Annotated in this window: 11 protein-coding genes; 3 read left to right on the forward strand and 8 right to left on the reverse strand. The window is 70.4% G+C overall.

Features of this window, described 5'->3' with window-relative positions; genetic code table 11:
- Positions 1 to 15: 15 nt before the first annotated feature.
- Entirely contained in the window at positions 16 to 5,394 is a 5,379-nt protein-coding gene (locus tag D7X32_RS14475) for a non-ribosomal peptide synthetase (protein ID WP_158625679.1), read from the reverse strand.
- Positions 5,395 to 6,114: 720 nt separating this feature from the next.
- Between D7X32_RS14475 and D7X32_RS14480 the strand changes: the two genes are divergently transcribed.
- From D7X32_RS14480 to D7X32_RS14490, 3 genes are all read left to right on the forward strand, one after another.
- Positions 6,115 to 6,690 (forward strand): hypothetical protein, encoded by a 576-nt coding sequence (locus D7X32_RS14480; RefSeq protein WP_147450147.1) that lies wholly within the window; start codon positions 6,115 to 6,117, stop codon positions 6,688 to 6,690.
- A 77-nt stretch (positions 6,691 to 6,767) separates the two neighbouring features.
- Positions 6,768 to 7,487 carry a YcnI family copper-binding membrane protein gene (locus D7X32_RS14485; protein ID WP_120603130.1) on the forward strand — a complete coding sequence of 240 codons (720 nt, stop codon included), beginning with the start codon at positions 6,768 to 6,770 and terminating at the stop codon, positions 7,485 to 7,487.
- Between the two features lie 22 nt (positions 7,488 to 7,509).
- Complete coding sequence (locus D7X32_RS14490; RefSeq protein WP_120603131.1) at positions 7,510 to 7,713, forward strand: hypothetical protein; 204 nt, start codon at positions 7,510 to 7,512, stop codon at positions 7,711 to 7,713.
- Between the two features lie 9 nt (positions 7,714 to 7,722).
- Here the strand turns inward: D7X32_RS14490 and D7X32_RS14495 are convergent, their stop codons facing one another.
- The 7 genes from D7X32_RS14495 to xdhC all read right to left on the reverse strand — a co-directional run bounded on the left by D7X32_RS14495 (position 7,723) and on the right by xdhC (position 18,501).
- Positions 7,723 to 9,045, reverse strand: coding sequence for a hypothetical protein (locus tag D7X32_RS14495; RefSeq protein ID WP_120603132.1), 1,323 nt, complete (start codon positions 9,043 to 9,045; stop codon positions 7,723 to 7,725).
- Entirely contained in the window at positions 9,042 to 10,760 is a 1,719-nt protein-coding gene (locus D7X32_RS14500) for a hypothetical protein (RefSeq protein ID WP_120603149.1), read from the reverse strand. The genes D7X32_RS14495 and D7X32_RS14500 overlap by 4 nt, the downstream gene beginning before the upstream one ends.
- Before the next feature lie 385 nt (positions 10,761 to 11,145).
- Positions 11,146 to 11,583, reverse strand: a complete 438-nt coding sequence (locus D7X32_RS14505; protein WP_120603133.1) for a hypothetical protein — start codon at positions 11,581 to 11,583, stop codon at positions 11,146 to 11,148.
- 143 nt (positions 11,584 to 11,726) lie between these two features.
- Positions 11,727 to 12,875, reverse strand: a complete 1,149-nt coding sequence (locus D7X32_RS14510; protein WP_120603134.1) for a methanobactin export MATE transporter MbnM — start codon at positions 12,873 to 12,875, stop codon at positions 11,727 to 11,729.
- Positions 12,876 to 12,888: 13 nt separating this feature from the next.
- A complete protein-coding gene (locus tag D7X32_RS14515) occupies positions 12,889 to 13,755 on the reverse strand; it encodes an MbnP family copper-binding protein (RefSeq protein WP_120603135.1) in 867 nt (288 codons plus the stop codon).
- Positions 13,756 to 13,840: 85 nt separating this feature from the next.
- Complete coding sequence (gene xdhB, locus D7X32_RS14520) at positions 13,841 to 17,674, reverse strand: xanthine dehydrogenase molybdopterin binding subunit (protein WP_120603136.1); 3,834 nt, start codon at positions 17,672 to 17,674, stop codon at positions 13,841 to 13,843.
- Positions 17,671 to 18,501 (reverse strand): xanthine dehydrogenase accessory protein XdhC, encoded by an 831-nt coding sequence (gene xdhC, locus D7X32_RS14525; RefSeq protein WP_120603137.1) that lies wholly within the window; start codon positions 18,499 to 18,501, stop codon positions 17,671 to 17,673. Before xdhC ends, xdhB begins: the two co-directional genes overlap by 4 nt.
- Positions 18,502 to 18,587: the final 86 nt, after the last annotated feature.

The raw sequence follows: 18,587 nt of genomic DNA on the forward strand, positions 1-18,587 counted from the left end.
ACTGAAAGTCGTTCGTTACTTGCCACGGCCGCGCGTCTGCTGACGCCGCGCCTGGGCGGCCCGGCGGCGCTCCGCCTCGTCCTTGATCTTCTGGGAGGCCGCGCCCGCGTCCTCGCCCTTGTTCGACAGGTGCTGGGCGAGCGCGCTCACCGTGGTGAACTTGAACATGTCCACCAGTGCGAGCTCCGCGCCCAGCTCTTCACGCAGCCGCCGGTGGGCCTGCGCGATGAGCAGCGAGTTGCCACCCAGCTCGAAGAAGTTGTCGTTGAGGCCGACGCGCTCCACCTTGAGCACCGACTGCCAGATGGCCGCCACGCTGCGCTCCACCGCGCTCTGCGGCTGGGCGTAGGCGACGCCGGAAGCCAGGCGCGCCCCTTCCGGCGCGGGCAGCGCCTTCGCGTCCACCTTGCCGTTGGGCGACAGGGGCAGCGTGGACAGCGGCACGTACGCGGACGGCAGCATGTACGGCGGCAGCGCTTCCGCGAGGAAGGTGTTCAGGTCGGAGTGCGTGGGCGCGGGCTCGCCCAGCACCACGTACGCCACCAGCCGCTTGTCCCCGGGCGAGTCCTCGCGCGCCATCAGGAACGCTTCCTTCACGGCGGGGTGGCGGCGCACGGCGGCCTCCACCTCACCCAGCTCGATGCGGAAGCCGCGGATCTTCACCTGATCATCCGCGCGGGACAGGAACGTGAGCACGCCGTCCGGCAGCCAGCGCGCGCGGTCACCCGTGCGATACAGGCGCTCACCGGCATGGAACGGGTCGGCGATGAAGCGCTCGGAGGTCAGCTCCGGCCGCTTCCAGTACCCGCGCGCCACGCCCAGGCCGCCCACGTACAGCTCACCGGCGACGCCCACGGGCAGGAGGTTCTTCTCCGCGTCCAGCACGTACACGTCCGTGTTGATGACGGGCCGGCCAATGGGCACCCACGCGTGGCCCTGCAGGTCCTCCACCGCCATGCGGTGGTAGGTGGAGCACACGGTCGTCTCCGTGAGGCCGTAGCCGTTCACCACCGGCACCGTGGCGAGCAGCTTCTCCACGTCGCTGGCCACCAGCGCCTCGCCGCCGGACAGCACCAGCTTGAGCGGCGGCAGCTGCTCCAGGCGCGCGTTGAGCCCGGCGATGACCGCGGGCACCGTGCTCACGATGGTGACGGTGTGGCGGGTGATGAGCTGGTACAGCTTCTCCTGGTCGAGGATCTCATCCTCGGTGGGCAGCACCAGCGCGCCGCCCGTGCACAGCAGCGGGAGGATTTCGCCCACGAAGCTGGCGGAGGCCACCGACGTGAGCGGCAGCATCCGGTCCGTCGCGCCAGGCGCGTAGGACTCCACGAACGAGCGCACCAGGTTCGCCAGGCCGCCGTGCTCCAGCATCACGCCCTTGGGCTGGCCGGTGGAGCCGGAGGTGTAGACGAGGCACGCCAGGTCCCCGGCCGCCACGGTCGCGGCGGGAGCGGTGGACAGCGCGCCGTCCAGCGGCTGGTCCACGAACAGCGTGCGCGCGGACGTGCCAGTGGGCAGCGTGCGCTGGAGCCAGGACTGGGTGATGACCACCGGCGCCTGCGTGTCGCCCAGGATGAAGGCCACGCGCTCGGACGGGTAGGCCGGGTCGATGGGCACGTACGCCGCGCCCGCGGCCATCACGGCCAGCACGGACACCAGCGTCTCCACCGAGCGCTCCAGGCAGATGCCCACGATGTCGCCCGGCTTCACGCCCGCGCCGCGCAGCCACGCGGCCAGCTGTCCCGCGCGCGCGTCCAGCTCGCGGTAGGTGAGCTGCGCGTCCTTGAAGAGGACCGCGACGTTGTCCGGCGTGCGCGCCACCTGCGCCGCGAAGAGCGAGGGCAGCATGTCCGCCTGCGTGAGCGGCACGCGCGGACCCTTCCACGTCTCCAGCAGCTGCTGCTGTTCGGCCAGCGTGAGCAGCGGCAGCCCCGCGAGCGCGCGGCCCGGCTGCGCGGCGATGCCGGACAGGAGCGTGGCCAGGTGCCCGGCCATGCGCTCGATGGTGCCCGCCTCGAAGAGGTCGGTGTTGTACTCGAAGGAGGCCACCAGCTCGCCGTCCGCCTCGCCCATGGTGAGGGTGAGGTCGAACTGCGCGCCACCGTGCGACAGCAGCAGCGACTCGATGGGCAGGCCCGCCACGGTGGACTTCGCGCCCGGGATGTCCAGGGCGAAGGGCGTGAGGCCGCGCTCATCCAGCTTGGAGGCGCGCTGGTAGACGAACATCACCTGGAACAGCGGCGAGCGGCTCTGGTCACGCACCGGCTGCAGCCGGTCCACCAGCGCGCTGAAGGGGTAGTCCTGGTGCTCCAGCGCGCCCAGCATCGTCTGGCGCGTCTGGGCCAGGTAGTCCGTGAAGGACAGGGTGGGGGAGGGCCGCGTGCGCACCACCAGCGGGTTGACGAAGTAGCCCGTGATGCCCGCCAGCTCCGCGCGTCCGCGGCCCGCGCTCACCACGCCCAGCGTGAAGTCCTGCTGGCCGGTGTAGCGGTGCAGGAGCACCTGGAACGCCGTCTGGAGCACCATGTTCGGCGTGGCGCCGTGTTCGCGCGCCAGCGTCTTCACCGCGCTCGCGACGTTCGCGTCCAGCCGGGTGGTGTGGACGCGGCCGTTGAAGGTCTGCGCCGGGGGACGCGGGTGGTCCGTGGGCAGGTCCAGCACCGGCAGCGTGCCGGACAGCTGCTCCCGCCAGTACTTCTCCAGCGCCTGGCCGCGAGCGCCCGTGAGCATCTCCGCCTGCCAGCGCGCGTAGTCCGCGTACGTGCGCGCGGGCTGCGCCAGCGAGGGCCGCTTGCCCAACCGCAGCGCCGGGTAGAGCGCGTCCAGCTCCTCCGCCATCACCGCCAGCGACCAGAAGTCGGTGACGATGTGGTGCATCGCGATGAGCAGCGCGTGGTCCTCCGCGGACCGCGACACCAGCCGCACGCGCAACAGCGGCCCCTTCTCCAGGTCGAACGGGCGGCGGGCCTCGGCGGACAGGGCTTCCGCGACCTGTTCGTCGCTCCAGCCCTTCGCGTCCGTGGTGGTGAAGTCCAGCGGCAGCTCCGCGTGCACGCGCTGCACGGGGCCGGTGGCCGCCATGACGAACGTGGTGCGCAGGGCGGGGTGGCGGGCCACCAGCGCCTCGAAGGCGCCCTTCAGCGCGTGGGCGTCCAGCCCCGCGCGCACGCGAACGGCGACGGGCACGTGGTAGGCCGCGCTGTCCGGCGCGAGCTGGTGCATGAACCACAGCGCCTGCTGGCCCCCGGACAGGGGCGCGTCACCCGTGGCGGACGAGGCGGCCACCGCGCTGGACGACTGCTGGGACGGGGGCGCCGACATCAGCGTCACCACGACCTCCGCCAGCTTCGACAGCGACACGCCCTGGAGCACGTCGGACAGGGGCAGGTCGATGCCCAGCCCCGCGTCCACGGCGCTCTTGAAGTCCACCGCCATCAGCGAGTCCACGCCGTAGGCATGCAGGGGCTTGTTCGTGTCCACCTGCGCGGTGGGCAGCCGCAGCACCTGCGCGGCCTGCTCCTGGAGGAACACCGCCACCATGGCCCGGCGCGCGGTGGGGTCCTGCACCACCGCCAGCATCTTCTGCAGCATGCTGGTGTCCGGGCCCACGGGCGCGGGCGCGGCGGCTTCAGGGGAAGCGGCCGGAGCCTTCGCGGCCTCGGGCGCCTGGACCGGAGCGGCGGCGATGACGCTCTTGTGCAGCGCCTCCAGCGTGTCCGCGACGTACTCCGCGCGGGTGGCGAAGCGTTGGATCTTGCCGCTGGACGTCTTCGGGATGGCGCCCGGCCCCAGCAGCACCACGCCCTGGGCCTGCAGGTCGTGCCCGGCCGCGACGGCCTGCCGGATGCCCTGCGCCAGCGCGTCCAGGTCCACGCCGTCGCGCTCCACCGCGCGGCGGTCCACCTCGGTCACGACGATGAGGCGCTCCTCGTCGTCCTGCTCGATGGAGAACGCCGCCGTGCAGCCGGGGCGGATGGCGGGGTGGGCGGACTCCACCGTGCGCTCGATGTCCTGCGGATAGTGGTTGCGCCCGCGGATGATGATCAGGTCCTTCAGGCGGCCCGTCACGAACAGCTCGCCGTCCGCGAGGAAGCCCAGGTCGCCCGTGCGCAGGTACGGCGTCGCGTCACCCGTCCCGGCGAGCGGCTGCTGGAACGTGGTCCGCGTCTGCTCGTCGCGGCCCCAGTAGCCCTGCGCGATGCTGGGCCCCGCGACGCGGATCTCGCCCACCTGTCCCGGCGGCAGGGGCGCGCCCGTCTCCGGATGCGCGATGACCAGCCGCTGATCCGTGAGGTTGCGGCCGGAGCCCACCAGCGTCTGGGCGCCGGGGCTCGCCGCCTCCTTCGCCACCACGCGGTTGTCCTTCAGCGCGCCCCCGTCCACGGTGCGCTGCACCGGCAGCTCGCGCTTGTCACCGCCGGAGGCGATGAGCGTGCCCTCCGCGAGGCCGTAGCAGGGGTAGATGGCCTCCGAGCGGAAGCCCTGCGGACCGAACGCCTCCGCGAAGCGCCGGAGCGTGTCCGGCATGATGGGCTCCGCGCCGTTGAAGGCCAGGTCCCACTGGCTCAGGTCCAGCTTCGCGCGCTCCTCCGGCGTGGACTTGCGCACGCACAGGTCGAACGCGAAGTTGGGCCCGCCGCTCGTGGTGGCCTTGTAGCGCGAGATGGCCTCCAGCCAGCGCATGGGGCGCTTGAGGAAGTCCACCGGCGAGAACAGCGTCACCGGGAAGCCGCCGAAGAGCGGCTGGATGATGCCGCCGATGAGGCCCATGTCGTGGTACGGCGGCAGCCAGATGACGCCCTGGCTCTGGGTGGAGTGCCCGAAGCACTCGTGGATCAGCTTCGAGTTGTGCAGCAGGTTGCCGTGCGTCAGCACCACGCCCTTGGGCGACGACGTGGAGCCGGACGTGTACTGGAGGAACACCCGCGTGTCCGTGGCCACGCCGGGGTCCTTCCAGCCTTCGGCGACCTCCGCGTCCAGCGTGTCCGTGGCGATCCAGTGCAGCTCCCGCAGCTCCGGCGCCTGCTCGAAGAGCATCTCCCCCATGCCGTAGATGAAGTCGGTGGTGAGGGCGACGGTGGCCTGCGCGTCCTGGCTGATGGCGAGCAGGCGAGGCAGCGTGCGCGCCAGGCGCATGGGGTCCGGCGGATAGATGGGCACCGCGATGACGCCCGCGTACAGACAGCCGAAGAACCCGGCGATGTAGTCCAGCCCGGGCGGATACAGCAGCAGCGCCCGCTGGCCCTGGGCGCCGCGCGCCTGGAGCGCCGCCGCGATGGCGCGGGCCTTCTGGTCCAGCTCCGCGTACGTCAGGTGCGCTTCGTCCGTTTCCCCGTCCAGCAGGAACGTAAATCCGCGACGGTCACCCTGGGTGCTCGCGCGGACACGCAGCAATTCAACCAGAGTGGAAAACGCAAAGCCGGGGGCCGGGAAAGAACCGGGCGTGGTTCCAGTGGGCATGAACGCGACTCCTGGGAGGCGGGGGTGTTTCCGTGCACGGGAAGCACGGAGACGCGGGTTCAGGGGCCGGGGGGAAGCTGTCGCCCGGCAAGACAGGGTTTCAAAGGGTCAGTCGCAAGCAGCACCCGCCGTGAAGGGGCGATGTCTCGCGCATGTATCGTCTGGCGCGCGCGCGAGCAATCCCCCCCACCCACATTGGAGCCACACCGGAATTCGGTCACGGCGGGGGGCTCGTGAATCAGGAGCGGGGCAGGGTGCGAATTTCATGGTGACGGAATTCGGAGAGCGTCTGGGCCGCCAGTCACTTCATCGCGCGAACGGAGGAACATTCAAACGACCCCCAAGGTCGGAAACCCGGGGACCTCCCCTGTTCGCCGGAAACTGCGCGGGGTGTCCGTGTAAACGTGACACATCGGATCATGCGACGGGAACACGCGGAGTGTATGGGTCCGGCTTCGGCGGGCCTCCCCACTACGGCGAAGTCGCACGCCTATTGCTTGCGTCTGTGAATTGTCAGTGAAAATGGGATTCCTTGGATATGTCCTGAGAGGGTTTCCGGAGGATACGGGGCAGGTCCGACACGGCCCTGCGCGCTTTTGCCGCACGGGGGAGCCGCGAGGTGCGTGGTAGAGGCCGCGCGGGAGCGTGGGTGGCATGCCGAGGCCTGTTCATGACGTCGCGCGGTGGATGGGGACGGCGCTGCTGCTGTGTGGAGCGCTGGGCTGTTCCGTGGAGCCGGAGATGGCGGTGACTGTGGACGCAGGCATGGACGCGGGCGTGGATCCGGGGCCCGCGCCGACGACGTGCGCGAGCGGGAGTGTCTGGACCGAGGCGAGCGGCGGCACCGGTGCCTCCATGGCGCCTGGATACGCCTGCCGGAACTGTCACCTGCGGCAGGCGCCTTCGCTGGCGTACTTCTTCATGGGCACCGTGTTCCCGACGCTCCACGAGGCGGATGGATGTGATGCCCGGCTGGCGGAGCCGTCGAAGGTGAAGGTGGAGATCCTGGATGCGGAGGGACAGGTGCGGCTCACGCTGGTGCCGAACTCCGCGGGCAACTTCCTGTCCACGACGCTCCAGCCGTCCTTCCCGCTGCCGTACCGGGCGCGGCTGGTGGGGCCGGATGGCACGTCGCGGACGATGGTCACGCCGCAGAACAACGGGGACTGCAACAGCTGCCACACCGAGCAGGGCACCCAGAACGCTCCGGGGCGCATCGCGCTGCCGTGAGCTGCGACAAATGACCGCAGCGGCCGCTTCCGGGGAGGCTGCTATCCGGGATGCTCCATTCTTCCTGGAGTCATCCGATGAAGCTTCCCCTGGGGCCGCTGTGCATTGTCGCGGGTTCGCTGCTGTCCTCCTCCGCCTTCGCGCACGCGGCGGTGGCGGGGGCCACGCCTCCCCAGGCCGGTGCGACCTTCGAGGCGGACTTCACGGTGAGCCACGGCTGTGATGGCAAGGACACCTCCAAGATGCGGGTCCAGATTCCGGAGGGCGTGACGAACGTGCGTCCGGTGGACTCCGTGTTTGGCACGGCGGAGGTGGAGAAGGACGCCTCCGGCAACGTGACGGCGGTGACGTGGACCCGGCCCACGGGCAACGTGAAGGCGGCGGACACGCACTTCTTCCACCTGGGGCTGCGGATGAAGCTGCCCGCGAAGCCGTTCACCACGGTGTTCTTCCCCACGACGCAGACGTGCAGCACGCAGGCCGGTGTGGAGACGGTGGTGGAGTGGACGGGCACGGACGGGGGCGAGCACAGCCATGACGGGGACGCGGGCACGGGGCCCGTGGAGAATCCGGCTCCGTCGCTCTCCCTGCTGCCCTCGCGGCTGCCGGGCTGGAACCAGTACACGGTGGGGGAGCACGTGCATGACCTGACCGTGTTCAAGGACGCGCTCATCGTGTGGTCTGGCTCGCAGGCGTACAGCTTCAACCCCGTCACGCAGGCGCTCATCGAGAAGGAGCCGGGGGTCACCGCGCTCACGCAGATCCACCCGGGCACGGTCATCTGGGTGAAGTACTAGCGCGGTACGGGAGACAGCGACCATGCGCCAGTGGCTCTTCGTGTTGTGCGTCGGCGTCCTCGCCGGCTGTTCGGACAAGCCCGTCACGCCGACGCCCTCGGGGCAGAGCGACGCGGGCACCATCGTGGAGGACGCGGGCTCGTCCTCTGTCGTGGAGCGGCCGGGGGCGCTGGAGCGTCCGCCGCTGGAGCGCTTGCCGGACGAGCTCAAGCCGCCGTCCCAGTAGCGGGGGGCTTCAGCGGGAGCGGTGACGTTCCGCGACGCGGTAGAGCTGGGTGAGGGAGTGGTCCAGCAGGGACTGGGTGGACTTCATGTAGCGGTGTGCGCGGGCGAAGGGCAGCCAGACGCGGTCACCGACGCGGACCTGGGCCTCCATCCATTGCTTGCGGGGAAGCCATTGTCCGCCCAGGTGCCGGACCAGCACTTCTCCCAGGTAGGCACCGACGGCGGGGACGGCGACGGCATCGATGTTGTGCCGCTCGAAGGTGTCCGGGAAGGTCTGCCGCCAGAAGTGGTGGTCGACGTCCGTCAGTGATTCGGGGGACCGCTTGAAGACGGACGGCACCGGTGTGTGGAGCAGCGCCACGAGGCGTTCCGCGAGGTATGCGTACTGTTCGAGGGCGGCTTTCGGGTCGGCCACGTCCGGGGGGAGGGCTGCGTCCAGCGGGAGCCATTCCTCAGGTTCAGGAGGGACGTAGGTGTTGAGTTCGGCGATGCGCTGCTGACGTTTGCTCAGGGAGGTGTCGTCGGCCAGGTGTGAGAGCAGCGCGGCGACGTCCGGTGCGAAGCGGGGTTCGACGGGCGCGAGGAGGGCGCTTCGTTCGCGGAGGGTGGCCAGCTCGGTGTCGAAGTCCAGGTCGGGCCGGAGGTGGACCCACGCGCGAGCCTGCGCGGCGCGAGCCGCTTCGCTGGCGAAGTCCGCGGCGGTGGGCCAGGTGACGAGGAGGATGGAGCCGTCGGGGAGCTCTTCGACGCGGTGGGCGGGCGTGGAGCGCATGCGCTCGCGGCCGACTTCCTCCACCAACTTGGGGCCGAAGATGTTGAGCCAAGACAGCGCGTAGATCTGATCGAACCCGTCCTCTTGCTCGATCCGTTCTTCTCTTCCGAAATACGGGGCTCCCGCCAGGTCGTCATCCGCCATGCTGTGGGCCGAGGCGTGCGACAAAACCGGGTACCGGATGGCCCAGGCGCGGACCATCTCCACGAACGCCCGGCAGCGAGCCTCGTTCGTGAAAAGGTCGAGCGACTTCACATTGAGCCAGATGTCCAACGATGCAGGTCGAGGCGGAAACCAGAGCCGGAGTGACATGTCCAGTTCAGGCTCCGTGGTCCGATAGAGCCCGATGGAGGTGGTGCGCTCCTCGCGTGACTCAACCAGTCCCTTCACGACCGCCGCGCGCGTGTACCGACGACGACGCTTCCCCTTGGCGGTGATGTCAGGCATCCAAGCATCCGCGCCTGCCTCCAGCGCCTCGAAGAAGGGCGTCAACTCCTGCATGTAATCCGCGACAGTATTGGCGCTCCCTCTGAAGGTAAGGAGGAGGTTGTCATTCTTCATTGGAACTGGACCTCTACGCCTTCGACGCTCTCCTCGAGGGCACTCAGCACTGACTTTAGGACATTCCCATCCCTGGGCTTCAGGGCGCCGCTCTCGTACACCAATCGGACTCTCTGGATTCGCACCACTCCTTCGAGTCCCGGTCGACGGACGTTCACGGTTTCGCCGTAATACCGAAGAGCCGCGCGCGCGTCCGCATTCATTTGGGCTGTGAGTGCGTCCTGCTTGAGCTGACTCAGATCGCGGCTCTTGAAGCTGATGGTTTCCATGCGGGGCGGTTGTCCGGACGACGGCTTCGTTTCGATGACCAGCACGTCCGCGAAGCGCAGGTCCGCCTTCGTCATGCCCACGTGCGTTTCAATCCGAGGCTGATCAAAGTCCCGGAGCCACTGACGCTGCGCACGGGGCAGCGCCGCATCCGCCCGGAGCCGGGCAACCATGGCCCGTTCGAACATCAGGCCCCGGATGAACTGCCCGCGCAGGTCCAGGTAACCTTCCCATTTCAGAGGCCCCTTCGCGGGCGTGCCCTGCTCCAGCTCCGCGAGCCGGGCCTCGCGATAATTCACGTACTCGGCCCAGAGCGGATGCCCCTCGGCTCCCGGCGGCGCGTCCCGCTCCGGGGGATGTTCCTTCAGGAAGGACACATCGCGGGACAGGCGTGGACCCGTGGCCTCCCATTCCACCTGGGCGAGCCGTGCCTCCAGGACCTCTGGTGGCACTCCCGCGAAGTCCTTCGACAGCGCCGCGGCGTCTCCACTTCTGCCGGTGCCTTTCTGTGCGGCACCCGGACGTTCGCGGCTTGCCTCCGCCAGCAGGGCCTGGGCCTTCGCCGCGTTGCCCCGCGCCTCGTGCAGCGCGAGCGCTCCTGCTTCTCCCCATTCGGCCGCGAGCAGGGCTCCTTCCCGGCTCGCCCGGAGCTGGCGCAGCAGCTCCCGCGTGGCGTTCACGCCGAACTCATCTTCAAGGCGCTCCACCGCCGCCTTGAGCGCTTCCAGGTCGAAGGTGGGCTGCCTCTCGCGCAGCGCCCGGACGCCCTTGCCTCCCGCGTACAGCGCCACCATGAGCGCGGCGGGGGCCAGCTCTCGCGTGGCCTGTTCGTACCGGCCCTTCGCCAGGGACGACGCGCCCTGCGCTGTTCCCGCGAGCAGGTGGAAGAAGCCCATCGGGACGCCGAACGTCAGGTGGTCGAAGCCCCCCAGCACCATGTTGCCCGGTGAGTAGTGCCCTGCCATCAGGGCCCGCTCCACCGCGTCGAGCGCCTCCTGGTACGGCGGAGGCAACTGTGCCCGCTTCCGGGTGAAGTCCACGTAGCGGGCGCCCGCGCTCACGTCGGTGCTGGAGAGTGCGTCCCGTCCCGCTCGGCCCAGCCCCCGCAGGACGTCACCGGCCTGCTCCTCCCGCTCTGGATATGTCGCGACCTTCACGCCCCGGCGCAGCAGCTCCTCGCGCACCGCCGGCATTCCGCCCAGCGTCTCCTCGAGCTGCTTGTCGCGAGCCAGGCGTTGAAGCAGCTCTCGCAGCTCGTCATCGAAGGTGGCGTGGAGGATGAAGAGGGCGAACACCTCGGCGCGGGGAGGGCCGTACTGCTCGACCGCGGTGACGAGGAATGCGGCGCGCTTGCGTTGAAGGATGCCGGAGGACTTCGCATCCAGCGGGCCCAGCGCTCCCAGCCGGACGGCATCCCAATCCTCGAGGGATTCCACCAGCCGGGGCATGTCCACCCCTCGCTGCATGGCCACGAAGGCCGCTGGTGAGGCACAGGCCAGGAAGGGCGCGAGGCGTTGCTCGCTGCGGTCCAGGTCGTCGGGCCAGCCCGGCGGCAGGGCTCGACCGCCACAGGCCCATTCCCTGTCCTCAGAGGGCTCAGTGGGGGTTTTCCGCGAGGCTCCAGCCCAAGGGCGCCATGCGGACCGTGCCGCCGGGGTCCCGTAGGCCCAGGCACCCCCATGGGACGGCGACGACGCACAGCCCGCGATGAACAGGGCCATGCAGGCCAGCACCGCCCACCGCAGCACGAGGAATCGCCATGGCTGGATCACAGCCGATGACGATCCCCCAATGTGCATCCACGCGCTATGGGCGCACCTGCTGCCGCGCAGGTTAGAAGAAATACTCGTAACTGGCGTACGCGGTGAGGATGCCCGACCACTGTCCCGTCCAGGTGTCGTAGACCTGCATCCGCTGGGTCACCATCTGGTTGAGGTAGACGGTTTGCAGGCATGTGTAGCCCTCATCGGAGGAATACCCAGGCGAGGAGCAGGTGCCATCCAGGAACTGGATGACATACCGGCCACCGGATTGATCAATGCCCAGGACCCCGAAGGTGACGTACCTCCACCCGTCGGTGCCCAGGGCCATACAGGAGCCTGCCGAAAGGTAATCCCAGGCGGGCGTGTCCACGTAGCAGGCCGGGACCGCATCGCCCGCGCCAAGGCTTTGGATGCCCTGTGCGGGGGCGGGCCGGGGCTCTCCGGCCCAGGCGGCGGATGACAGCGACATCGCGGCGACGGCGGCGACTCCCAAGAACAGACGGCGCATGGCACCTCTCCTGTGAAGGAGACGGAGAGGTTGGTCATTGATGGATTGGCAATCAATGTCAGGCGGAGGTGTGTGCCGTGTCAGTGAATGAGAGGTGTTGAACGGTCCCGGCGTCTGCCCATGGACGGCGCGGGCGCGACCCCTCATGGAGCCGTGGCGGGATCCGCGAAGCGTGGGTCGTGCAAGAACGCGGTGTCCGTGAGCGACTCCAGGAACGCGAGGACGTCTGCCTTCTCTTCGGGCGTCAGCTCGAAGCCGCGCACGAAGGCGCTCTGCAGGGGACTGGGCTGTCCGCCGTTCGCCGCTCTCGCTCGGCCTCCCGCCGCGTAGTGGTCCAGCACGTCGGAGAGCGTCGTCACGCTGCCGTCGTGCATGTACGGCCCGGTGACGGCCACGTTGCGCAGGGACGGCGCGCGGAAGCGCCCCATGTCCTCCGGACGGCCCGTGATTTCGAGCAGGCCTGTATCCTCGTCGGGATACGCACCCTGGCCGTCTTCGTTGTAGAGCCCCGTGTTGTGGTACGGCAGCACCGGCTCCGGCGTCGACTCGTGCACGGTCGCGTCCTGGAAGTTGAAGCCGGAGTGGCAGTGGTCGCACTCCAGGCGCTCGGACAGGAACAGCTGGAGCCCCCGCTTCGCCGCGGGACTCAGCGCGGTCGCCTCCTTGCCGTACAGATAGCGGTCATACGCGGACGTGCCCGACAGCAGGGACCGCTCGAACGCCGCCAGGGCCCGCGTCAGCGTGGCCAGCGACACCGGCGTGGCCTCGTTCGGGAACGCCTCCGCGAAACGGGCCGCCAGGGCCGCATCCGCCCGCAGCCGCTCCAGCAACACCTCCTGTTGATCCGCGAACCCCAGCTCCACCGGATCGCGGCCGAAGATCGGCACCAACGCCTGGGCCTCCAGCGTGGTGAGCGCGGAGTTGGCCCAGGTGAGGCTGGTCGCGTACGCCACGTTCGCCAGCCCCTGGCCGTTGCGGCGGTGCGCCTGTCCCGTGCTGCCCACCGCGTGCACTCGCCCGTCCGTGAAGGCCCGGGCCTGCTCGTGGCAGGAGCCGCAGGACTGCGTGCCGTTCAGCGACAGGCGCTTGTCGTAGAAGAGGCTCCGGCCCAACTGGACCTTCGCCTCCGACATCGGGTTGTCCTCGGGCACACGGGGCTTGGGAAAGCCCGCGGGCAGCTTCCAGTCGTACGGGGCGGGCTCCTCCCCGGGCGTGCCGGGATCCGAGCAGCCCACGGTCAGCAGTGCCGCCGTCGCCAGGAACCTCCACGTCTTCCCTTGTCGTCGTGCCACGGCGGCGGTGCTCCTACTCAGCGCGGATGAAGGACTGCGCGGCGGGGTTCGCGGCCTGGCTGCCAAAGGCCAGCCCCAGGCGTTCGAAGAAGGGCCCGCAGTCCGCGTCCGTGGGCGACGACATGCAGCCCGCGGCCGTGTTGGCGGTGTTCACGTCCAGGTTGGAGCCCGCGAAGAGCGCGCCCAGGTCCATCACCACCTTGTTCTTCGTGACGTCGAAGCCGTCCAGGGTCATCTCCGGACGGTTGTTGTTCGCGCACCCGGCGGTGCCCTGCGTCTGGCCCTCGGGCGGCGGCGCGCAGGCCGTGCTGCCCAGGTGCATGACGTGCTGGGGGAGGCCCTGCGTGCGGCCCTCGATGCGCGTGAAGAGGAAGCCGCTCTGCCAGCTCCAGTGCAGGCCCATGTCCCCCATCGGCGCGCCGAGCGTCGTGGGGTCGCCGTGGTTCAGGTTCTCCGGCACGCCCAGCGTGAAGCGCAGGCCCGTGTAGTCACCCGCGGGCACCGTGCCTTTGATGGACGCGTTCATGCCCTCCGTGCCCTGCGTGCACAGGCCGTCCTTGTTCGCGAAGTCCAGCAACACCACGCCCGAGTGTTGCCACGTGCCGTCCTCGGTCAGCGTGACGGGCACCTCCTGGCCCCCACGCGTCACCAGCCGCACGTCGTGTACGTACACGCGGAAGTCCATGGGCTCGTAGGTCGTCTTCGTCGTCCCGACGTTCGTGTACGTCTGCCCGCAGGCGAAGGACTCGCTGCCCACGCGGGCGACGACGGGGAGGTTCACCGTCAGCGACTCGGGCGTCTGGGGTTCGTCGTCCCCACAGCCGAGCGCGCCCACGAGGGCCAGCGGAAGGAGGAGGCGGGAGCGGAGCAGGGTGCGCATGGGAATCATCCTTGGAAGATGCCCCCCGTCTAACGCACCGGCCGCGCCGACATGCCGTGGCATGTTGCCGCACCCGTTTCCCGCCTCACGCCACCTCTCGCGCTTCGTCCGGAACCGGAAGTCCCGCGCGCCGCGCCTTGCGCTGCTGGATGGAGAGGAAGAGAGCCTCGTGCGTGGCGGGCGAGGGCAGCTCCACGTCGCCGCCCGGCGCTCCGAAGGCAGCCACCGCGTCGCGCAGCGCCTCCCGCACGGACAGGGCCAGCATCAGCGGCGGCTCGCCCACGGCCTTGCTGCCGTGGATGGTGCCCGGCTGTTCGGCCCGCTCCAGGAATGACACGCGCAGGTCGATGGGCGCGTCGCTGAACGCGGGCACCGCGTAGGTGCTGGCGGAGTGCGTGAGCAGCCGCCCGTTCGCGTCCCACTTCAGCTCCTCGCCGGTGAGCCACCCCAGCCCCTGCACGAAGCCGCCCTCCACCTGGCCCCGGTCCACGCCGGGGTTGAGCGAGTCGCCCACGTCCTCCAGCAGGTCCGAGCGCAGCACGCGCTTCATGCCCGTGTCGCCGTCCACCTCCACCTCGCTCACCGCAGCGCCGTACGCGAAGTAGAGGAACGGCTTGCCCCGGCCCAGCGCCCGGTCGTAGCCGATGCCCGGCGTGCGGTAGTAGCCCGTGACGGACAGGCCCACGCGGTCGCGGTAGGCCTCCTCCACCACGGCCGCGAAGGACAGCCCCTGGTCCGGGCGCGATGCCGCCGCGATGCGCCCGTCCTCGAACACCAGCGCGTCCGGCGACACCGCCTGCCCGTGCAACTGCACCAGCATGCGCGCGGCCACCGGGGCCAGCCGCTCGCGCACCTGGATGCATGCCTCGCGCACCGCCGCGCCGTTGAGGTCCGAGCCGCTGGAGGCCGCCGTCGCGGACGTGTTGGGCACCTTGTCCGTGGCCGTCTGCGCCACGCGTACCAGGTCCGCGGGCAGGCCCAGCTCGCGCATGGCCACGCCCTGAATCTTGGTGTGCAGCCCCTGGCCCATCTCCGTGCCGCCGTGCGACAGCAGCACGGAGCCGTCGCGGTACACGTGCACCAGGGCGCCTGCCTGGTTGAGGAAGGTGGCGGTGAAGGAGATGCCGAACTTCATGGGCGTGATGGCGAGCCCGCGCTTGATGCGGGGGCTGGACGCGTTGAAGGCATCCACCTGCGCGCGGCGCTTCGCGAAGTCGGACGACTCCAGCAGGTCGTTCCACAGCTTCGGCAGCCGGTTGTCCTCCAGCTCCTGGCCGTAGTGCGTGGTGTTGGTGTCGCCCACGCCGTCGTAGAGGTTGCGCTGGCGCACGGCCTCCGGCGCCAGGCCCAGGGCGCTCGCGATGCGGGCCAGGATATCCTCCATGACCAGCATGCCCTGCGGCCCGCCGAAGCCGCGGAAGGCGGTGTTGGAGACCAGGTGCGTCTTCGCCACGCGGCCCGTGTACCGCACCGACGGCACGTAGTAGCCGTTGTCCAGGTGGAAGAGGGCGCGGTCGGTGATGGACTCGGACAGGTCCAGGGACCAGCCGCCGTTGGACGTGAGGTCCGCCTTGAGCGCGAGCAGCCGCCCCGTGGCGTCGAAGCCCACCTCCCAGTCCGCGTGGAACGGGTGGCGCTTGCCGGTGACGACCATGTCCACGTCCCGGTCCAGCATCCACTTCACCGGCCGGCCCGTGTGCACCGCCGCCAGCGCCACCAGCGCGGCGGGCGCGTTGCCCTGCGTCTCCTTGCCGCCGAAGCCGCCACCCATGCGCGGCGCCTTCACCACCACGCGGCTGCGGGGCATGTGCAGCACGTGCGAGATGATGGCCTGCACCTCCGACGGGTGCTGGGTGGAGGACGTCACCGTGACGTCGCCGTCCTCGCCCACCTCCGCGAAGGCCGCGTGCGTCTCCAGGTAGAAGTGTTCCTGGCCGCCCATCGTCAGCGTCCCGGCAAGCCGGTTCGGGCTGGAGGCGAGCGCGCTGTCCACGTCGCCCCGGCGGATGACGTGCGGTTCGGTGTGGAAGCTGCCCTGCTGGAGGGCCTGGTCCAGGGTGAGCACCGCGGGCAGGGGCTCGTAGTCCACCGCCACCTGGCGGGCGCCCTCGCGGCAGGCCTCGGGCGTCTCGCCCACGACGAGCGCCACCACCTGCGCGTGGAAGAGGACCTCGTCCTTCGCGAGCAGCGGCTCGTCGTGGCGGATGGGGCCCGTGTCGTTCATGCCCGGGATGTCCTCCGCGAGCAGCACCTTCACCACGCCGGGCACCTTCAGCGCGGCGCTGGCGTCGCGGCGGAGGATGCGCGCGTGCGCGTGCGGCGACAGCACCGGCCACACCGTCAACATGGGGCGGCGCTGCGCGAGGTCGTCCACGTACTGCGCGCTGCCCGTCACGTGGCCCAGCGCGCTCTCATGGCGAAGCTCGCGGCCCGCGTCCGCCGTGTCGGAAGGCGCGCCCACGGCGAAGCGGGGGCGTCCGTCCAGCACGGGGCTGCGCTCGCCGGACGCGAACTTCTCCAGGAGCGACACCACCAGCCCACGCCGGTAGTCCGCGCTGCCGCGCAGGTCGGTGAGGGGCGTGAACTCGCGCTCCAACGTGGCGCGCACGCGGGCCACGGCCTCCGCGTTCCACGGGTGGCCCAGGAGCAGGGCTTCCGTCTGCTTCGCGCGCGACGGAGTGGCGGCCACGCCGCCGTAGCCCAGCCGCGCGGTGCGCACGAGTCCCAGCGCGTCCGTCTCGATGCAGAAGCCCGCCGCGACGATGCTGATGTCCAGCTCGCGGCGCTTGGACACCTTGAAGCTGTCCGAGTGGCGCGTGAGCCCGCTGTCCTTCTCCGGGGCGTGGGGGATGACGACGCAGCGGACGACCTCGTCCGGCTGGAGCGCCGTCTTGCGGTAGGCGAGGAAGAAGTCAGACAGCGCCAGGGTCCGCTCGCCGCGCACGGACGCGAGCACCAGCCTTGCGTCCAGCGCGAGCAGCACCGGCGCCGTGTCCCCGATGGGCGAGGCCGTCACCAGGTTGCCCGCGAGCGTGGCGCGGTGGCGGATCTGCCGCGAGGCGAAGACGTTGAGCATCTTCGCCAGCTCCGGCACCTCGTGGCCCAGCGCGTCCTCCACGTCCACCAGCGACGCGGCGCCGCCCACGTACCAGCCGTCCTCCTCGCGGCGGATGGCGCGCAGGGACTCCACGCCCTCCGTGGAGATGAGGAACGGATAGCGGCGGGACTTCTTGGTGATGTCCACGCCCAGCTCGGTGGCGCCCGCCACGAGCATCGCCTCCGGGTGCAGGGCGCGCAGCGCGAGCAGGTCCTCCCAGGTGGTGGGGCGCAGGAACAGCCCGTCGCGCGCCTCGTAGCGCAGGGGCGGCGTGGGGGAGGGCGGACCCTCCAGCGAGACGCCAGGAAGTCCCGGGCCGGCACCCTTCGCGTCGCGGGTGGCGAGCGCGTCCATCATCGCGTCGCGGATGGGGCGGTAGCCCGTACAGCGGCAGATGTTGCCGCAGAGCTGATCCGCCACGGCCTCCGGCGAGCCCGCGTCCTTGCGACAGTACGCCTCCACCATGGACACGACGAAGCCCGGCGTGCAGAAGCCGCACTGCGAGCCGTAGTGCTTCACCATCGCCTGCTGCACGGGGTGCGGCGCGGCGCGGCTGCCCACGCCCTCCACGGTGACGAGCTCGCGTCCGGCCACCATGGGCAAGAGCGCGATGCAGCTGTTGAACGCGCGCAGGGTCTTCTGGCCGCTCACGTCCCGGTCCACCATCGCCACGGTGCACGCGCCGCAGTCGCCCTCGGCGCAGCCCTGCTTCGTGCCCGTCAGCCCGCGCGCGCGCAGGTAGTCGAGCAGGGGGGTGTTGGGCGACGCGTCGTCGACCTGGACGGTCTGTCCGTTGAGCCGGAAATCGAAGGGGGTGCTCATTCTCCGGAGGATAGCAGGGGCGCGGGCGGCGGCTGAGCGCCTGCTTCCTGAGCCATCCCCGGGGCCATCCCATGGTGGAGCTGGAGCAGCCCGGCCGCGATGCTCACGGCCACCTCCTGCGGCGACTTTCCACCGATGGGCAGCCCCATGGGGCACTGGACGCGGGCCACCTGCCGGGCGGGCATGCCCTTCGCCTCCAGCCGCTGCCGGAAGCGGGCCCACTTGGTGTCGCTGCCGATGAGGCCGATGTAGCGGGCCGGCTGCTGGATGGCGAAGGCGATGATGTCCTGATCCACGTCGTGGCGGTGCGTCATCACCGCCACGTAGGTGCGCGCTTCATCCCAGACCGCGCGCGACGCGAAGTCGTCCCAGGGCTCCTCGTGGCGGACCACGCCCGCGGGCACCTGGGGGGACTGGACCCACTCGGCGCGCTCGTCCACCAGGTGCACGCGGAAGGGGGTGCCATCGAGGATGCGGCACAGGGCCTGTCCCACGTGGCCGGCGCCGAAGAGGTACAGCTGGGGCCCGTGATTGACGGGCTCGACGAAGACGTCCACGACCCCTCCACAGCACTGGCCCAGCTTCGCGCCCAGCGGATAGCGGAACGTGCGCGCCTCGCCCCTGGCCAGACACGCGCGTGCGTCCTGGAGGACCAGCTGCTCCAGATGGCCGCCACCAATGGTGCCGTGGAAGGAGCCGTCCGCGCGCACCAGCAGCTTCGCGCCAGGGGACGCGGGCGTGCTGCCCTTGCACTCCGTCACCGTCACGACGGCGAACGGCGTCTCCGCCCGTGCCCACTCCGCGAGCTGGTGAACCCAGTTCCACATGCCGCGGGCGAGTCTGCCATGGCTGGCGTTCCGGTGGCGCCTTCCTGGATGCCTGCCGTGGGGACGGGGAGGCCAGCGCCCGTTGC

The organism is Corallococcus carmarthensis, assembly GCF_003611695.1.
In the GTDB taxonomy this organism is placed as follows: Bacteria; Myxococcota; Myxococcia; order Myxococcales; family Myxococcaceae; genus Corallococcus; species Corallococcus carmarthensis.

What these genes read in the sequence shown, in the direction of transcription:
- D7X32_RS14505 (WP_120603133.1), bottom strand. Translation starts at nt 11,583, where the DNA reads ATGCGCCGTCTGTTCTTGGGAGTCGCCGCCGTCGCCGCGATGTCGCTG.
- D7X32_RS14515 (WP_120603135.1), bottom strand. Translation starts at nt 13,755, where the DNA reads ATGCGCACCCTGCTCCGCTCCCGCCTCCTCCTTCCGCTGGCCCTCGTG.
- D7X32_RS14485 (WP_120603130.1), top strand. Translation starts at nt 6,768, where the DNA reads ATGAAGCTTCCCCTGGGGCCGCTGTGCATTGTCGCGGGTTCGCTGCTG.
- D7X32_RS14495 (WP_120603132.1), bottom strand. Translation starts at nt 9,045, where the DNA reads ATGAAGAATGACAACCTCCTCCTTACCTTCAGAGGGAGCGCCAATACT.
- D7X32_RS14500 (WP_120603149.1), bottom strand. Translation starts at nt 10,760, where the DNA reads ATGCCCCGGCTGGTGGAATCCCTCGAGGATTGGGATGCCGTCCGGCTG.
- xdhC (WP_120603137.1), bottom strand. Translation starts at nt 18,501, where the DNA reads ATGTGGAACTGGGTTCACCAGCTCGCGGAGTGGGCACGGGCGGAGACG.
- D7X32_RS14480 (WP_147450147.1), top strand. Translation starts at nt 6,115, where the DNA reads ATGCCGAGGCCTGTTCATGACGTCGCGCGGTGGATGGGGACGGCGCTG.
- xdhB (WP_120603136.1), bottom strand. Translation starts at nt 17,674, where the DNA reads ATGAGCACCCCCTTCGATTTCCGGCTCAACGGACAGACCGTCCAGGTC.
- D7X32_RS14490 (WP_120603131.1), top strand. Translation starts at nt 7,510, where the DNA reads ATGCGCCAGTGGCTCTTCGTGTTGTGCGTCGGCGTCCTCGCCGGCTGT.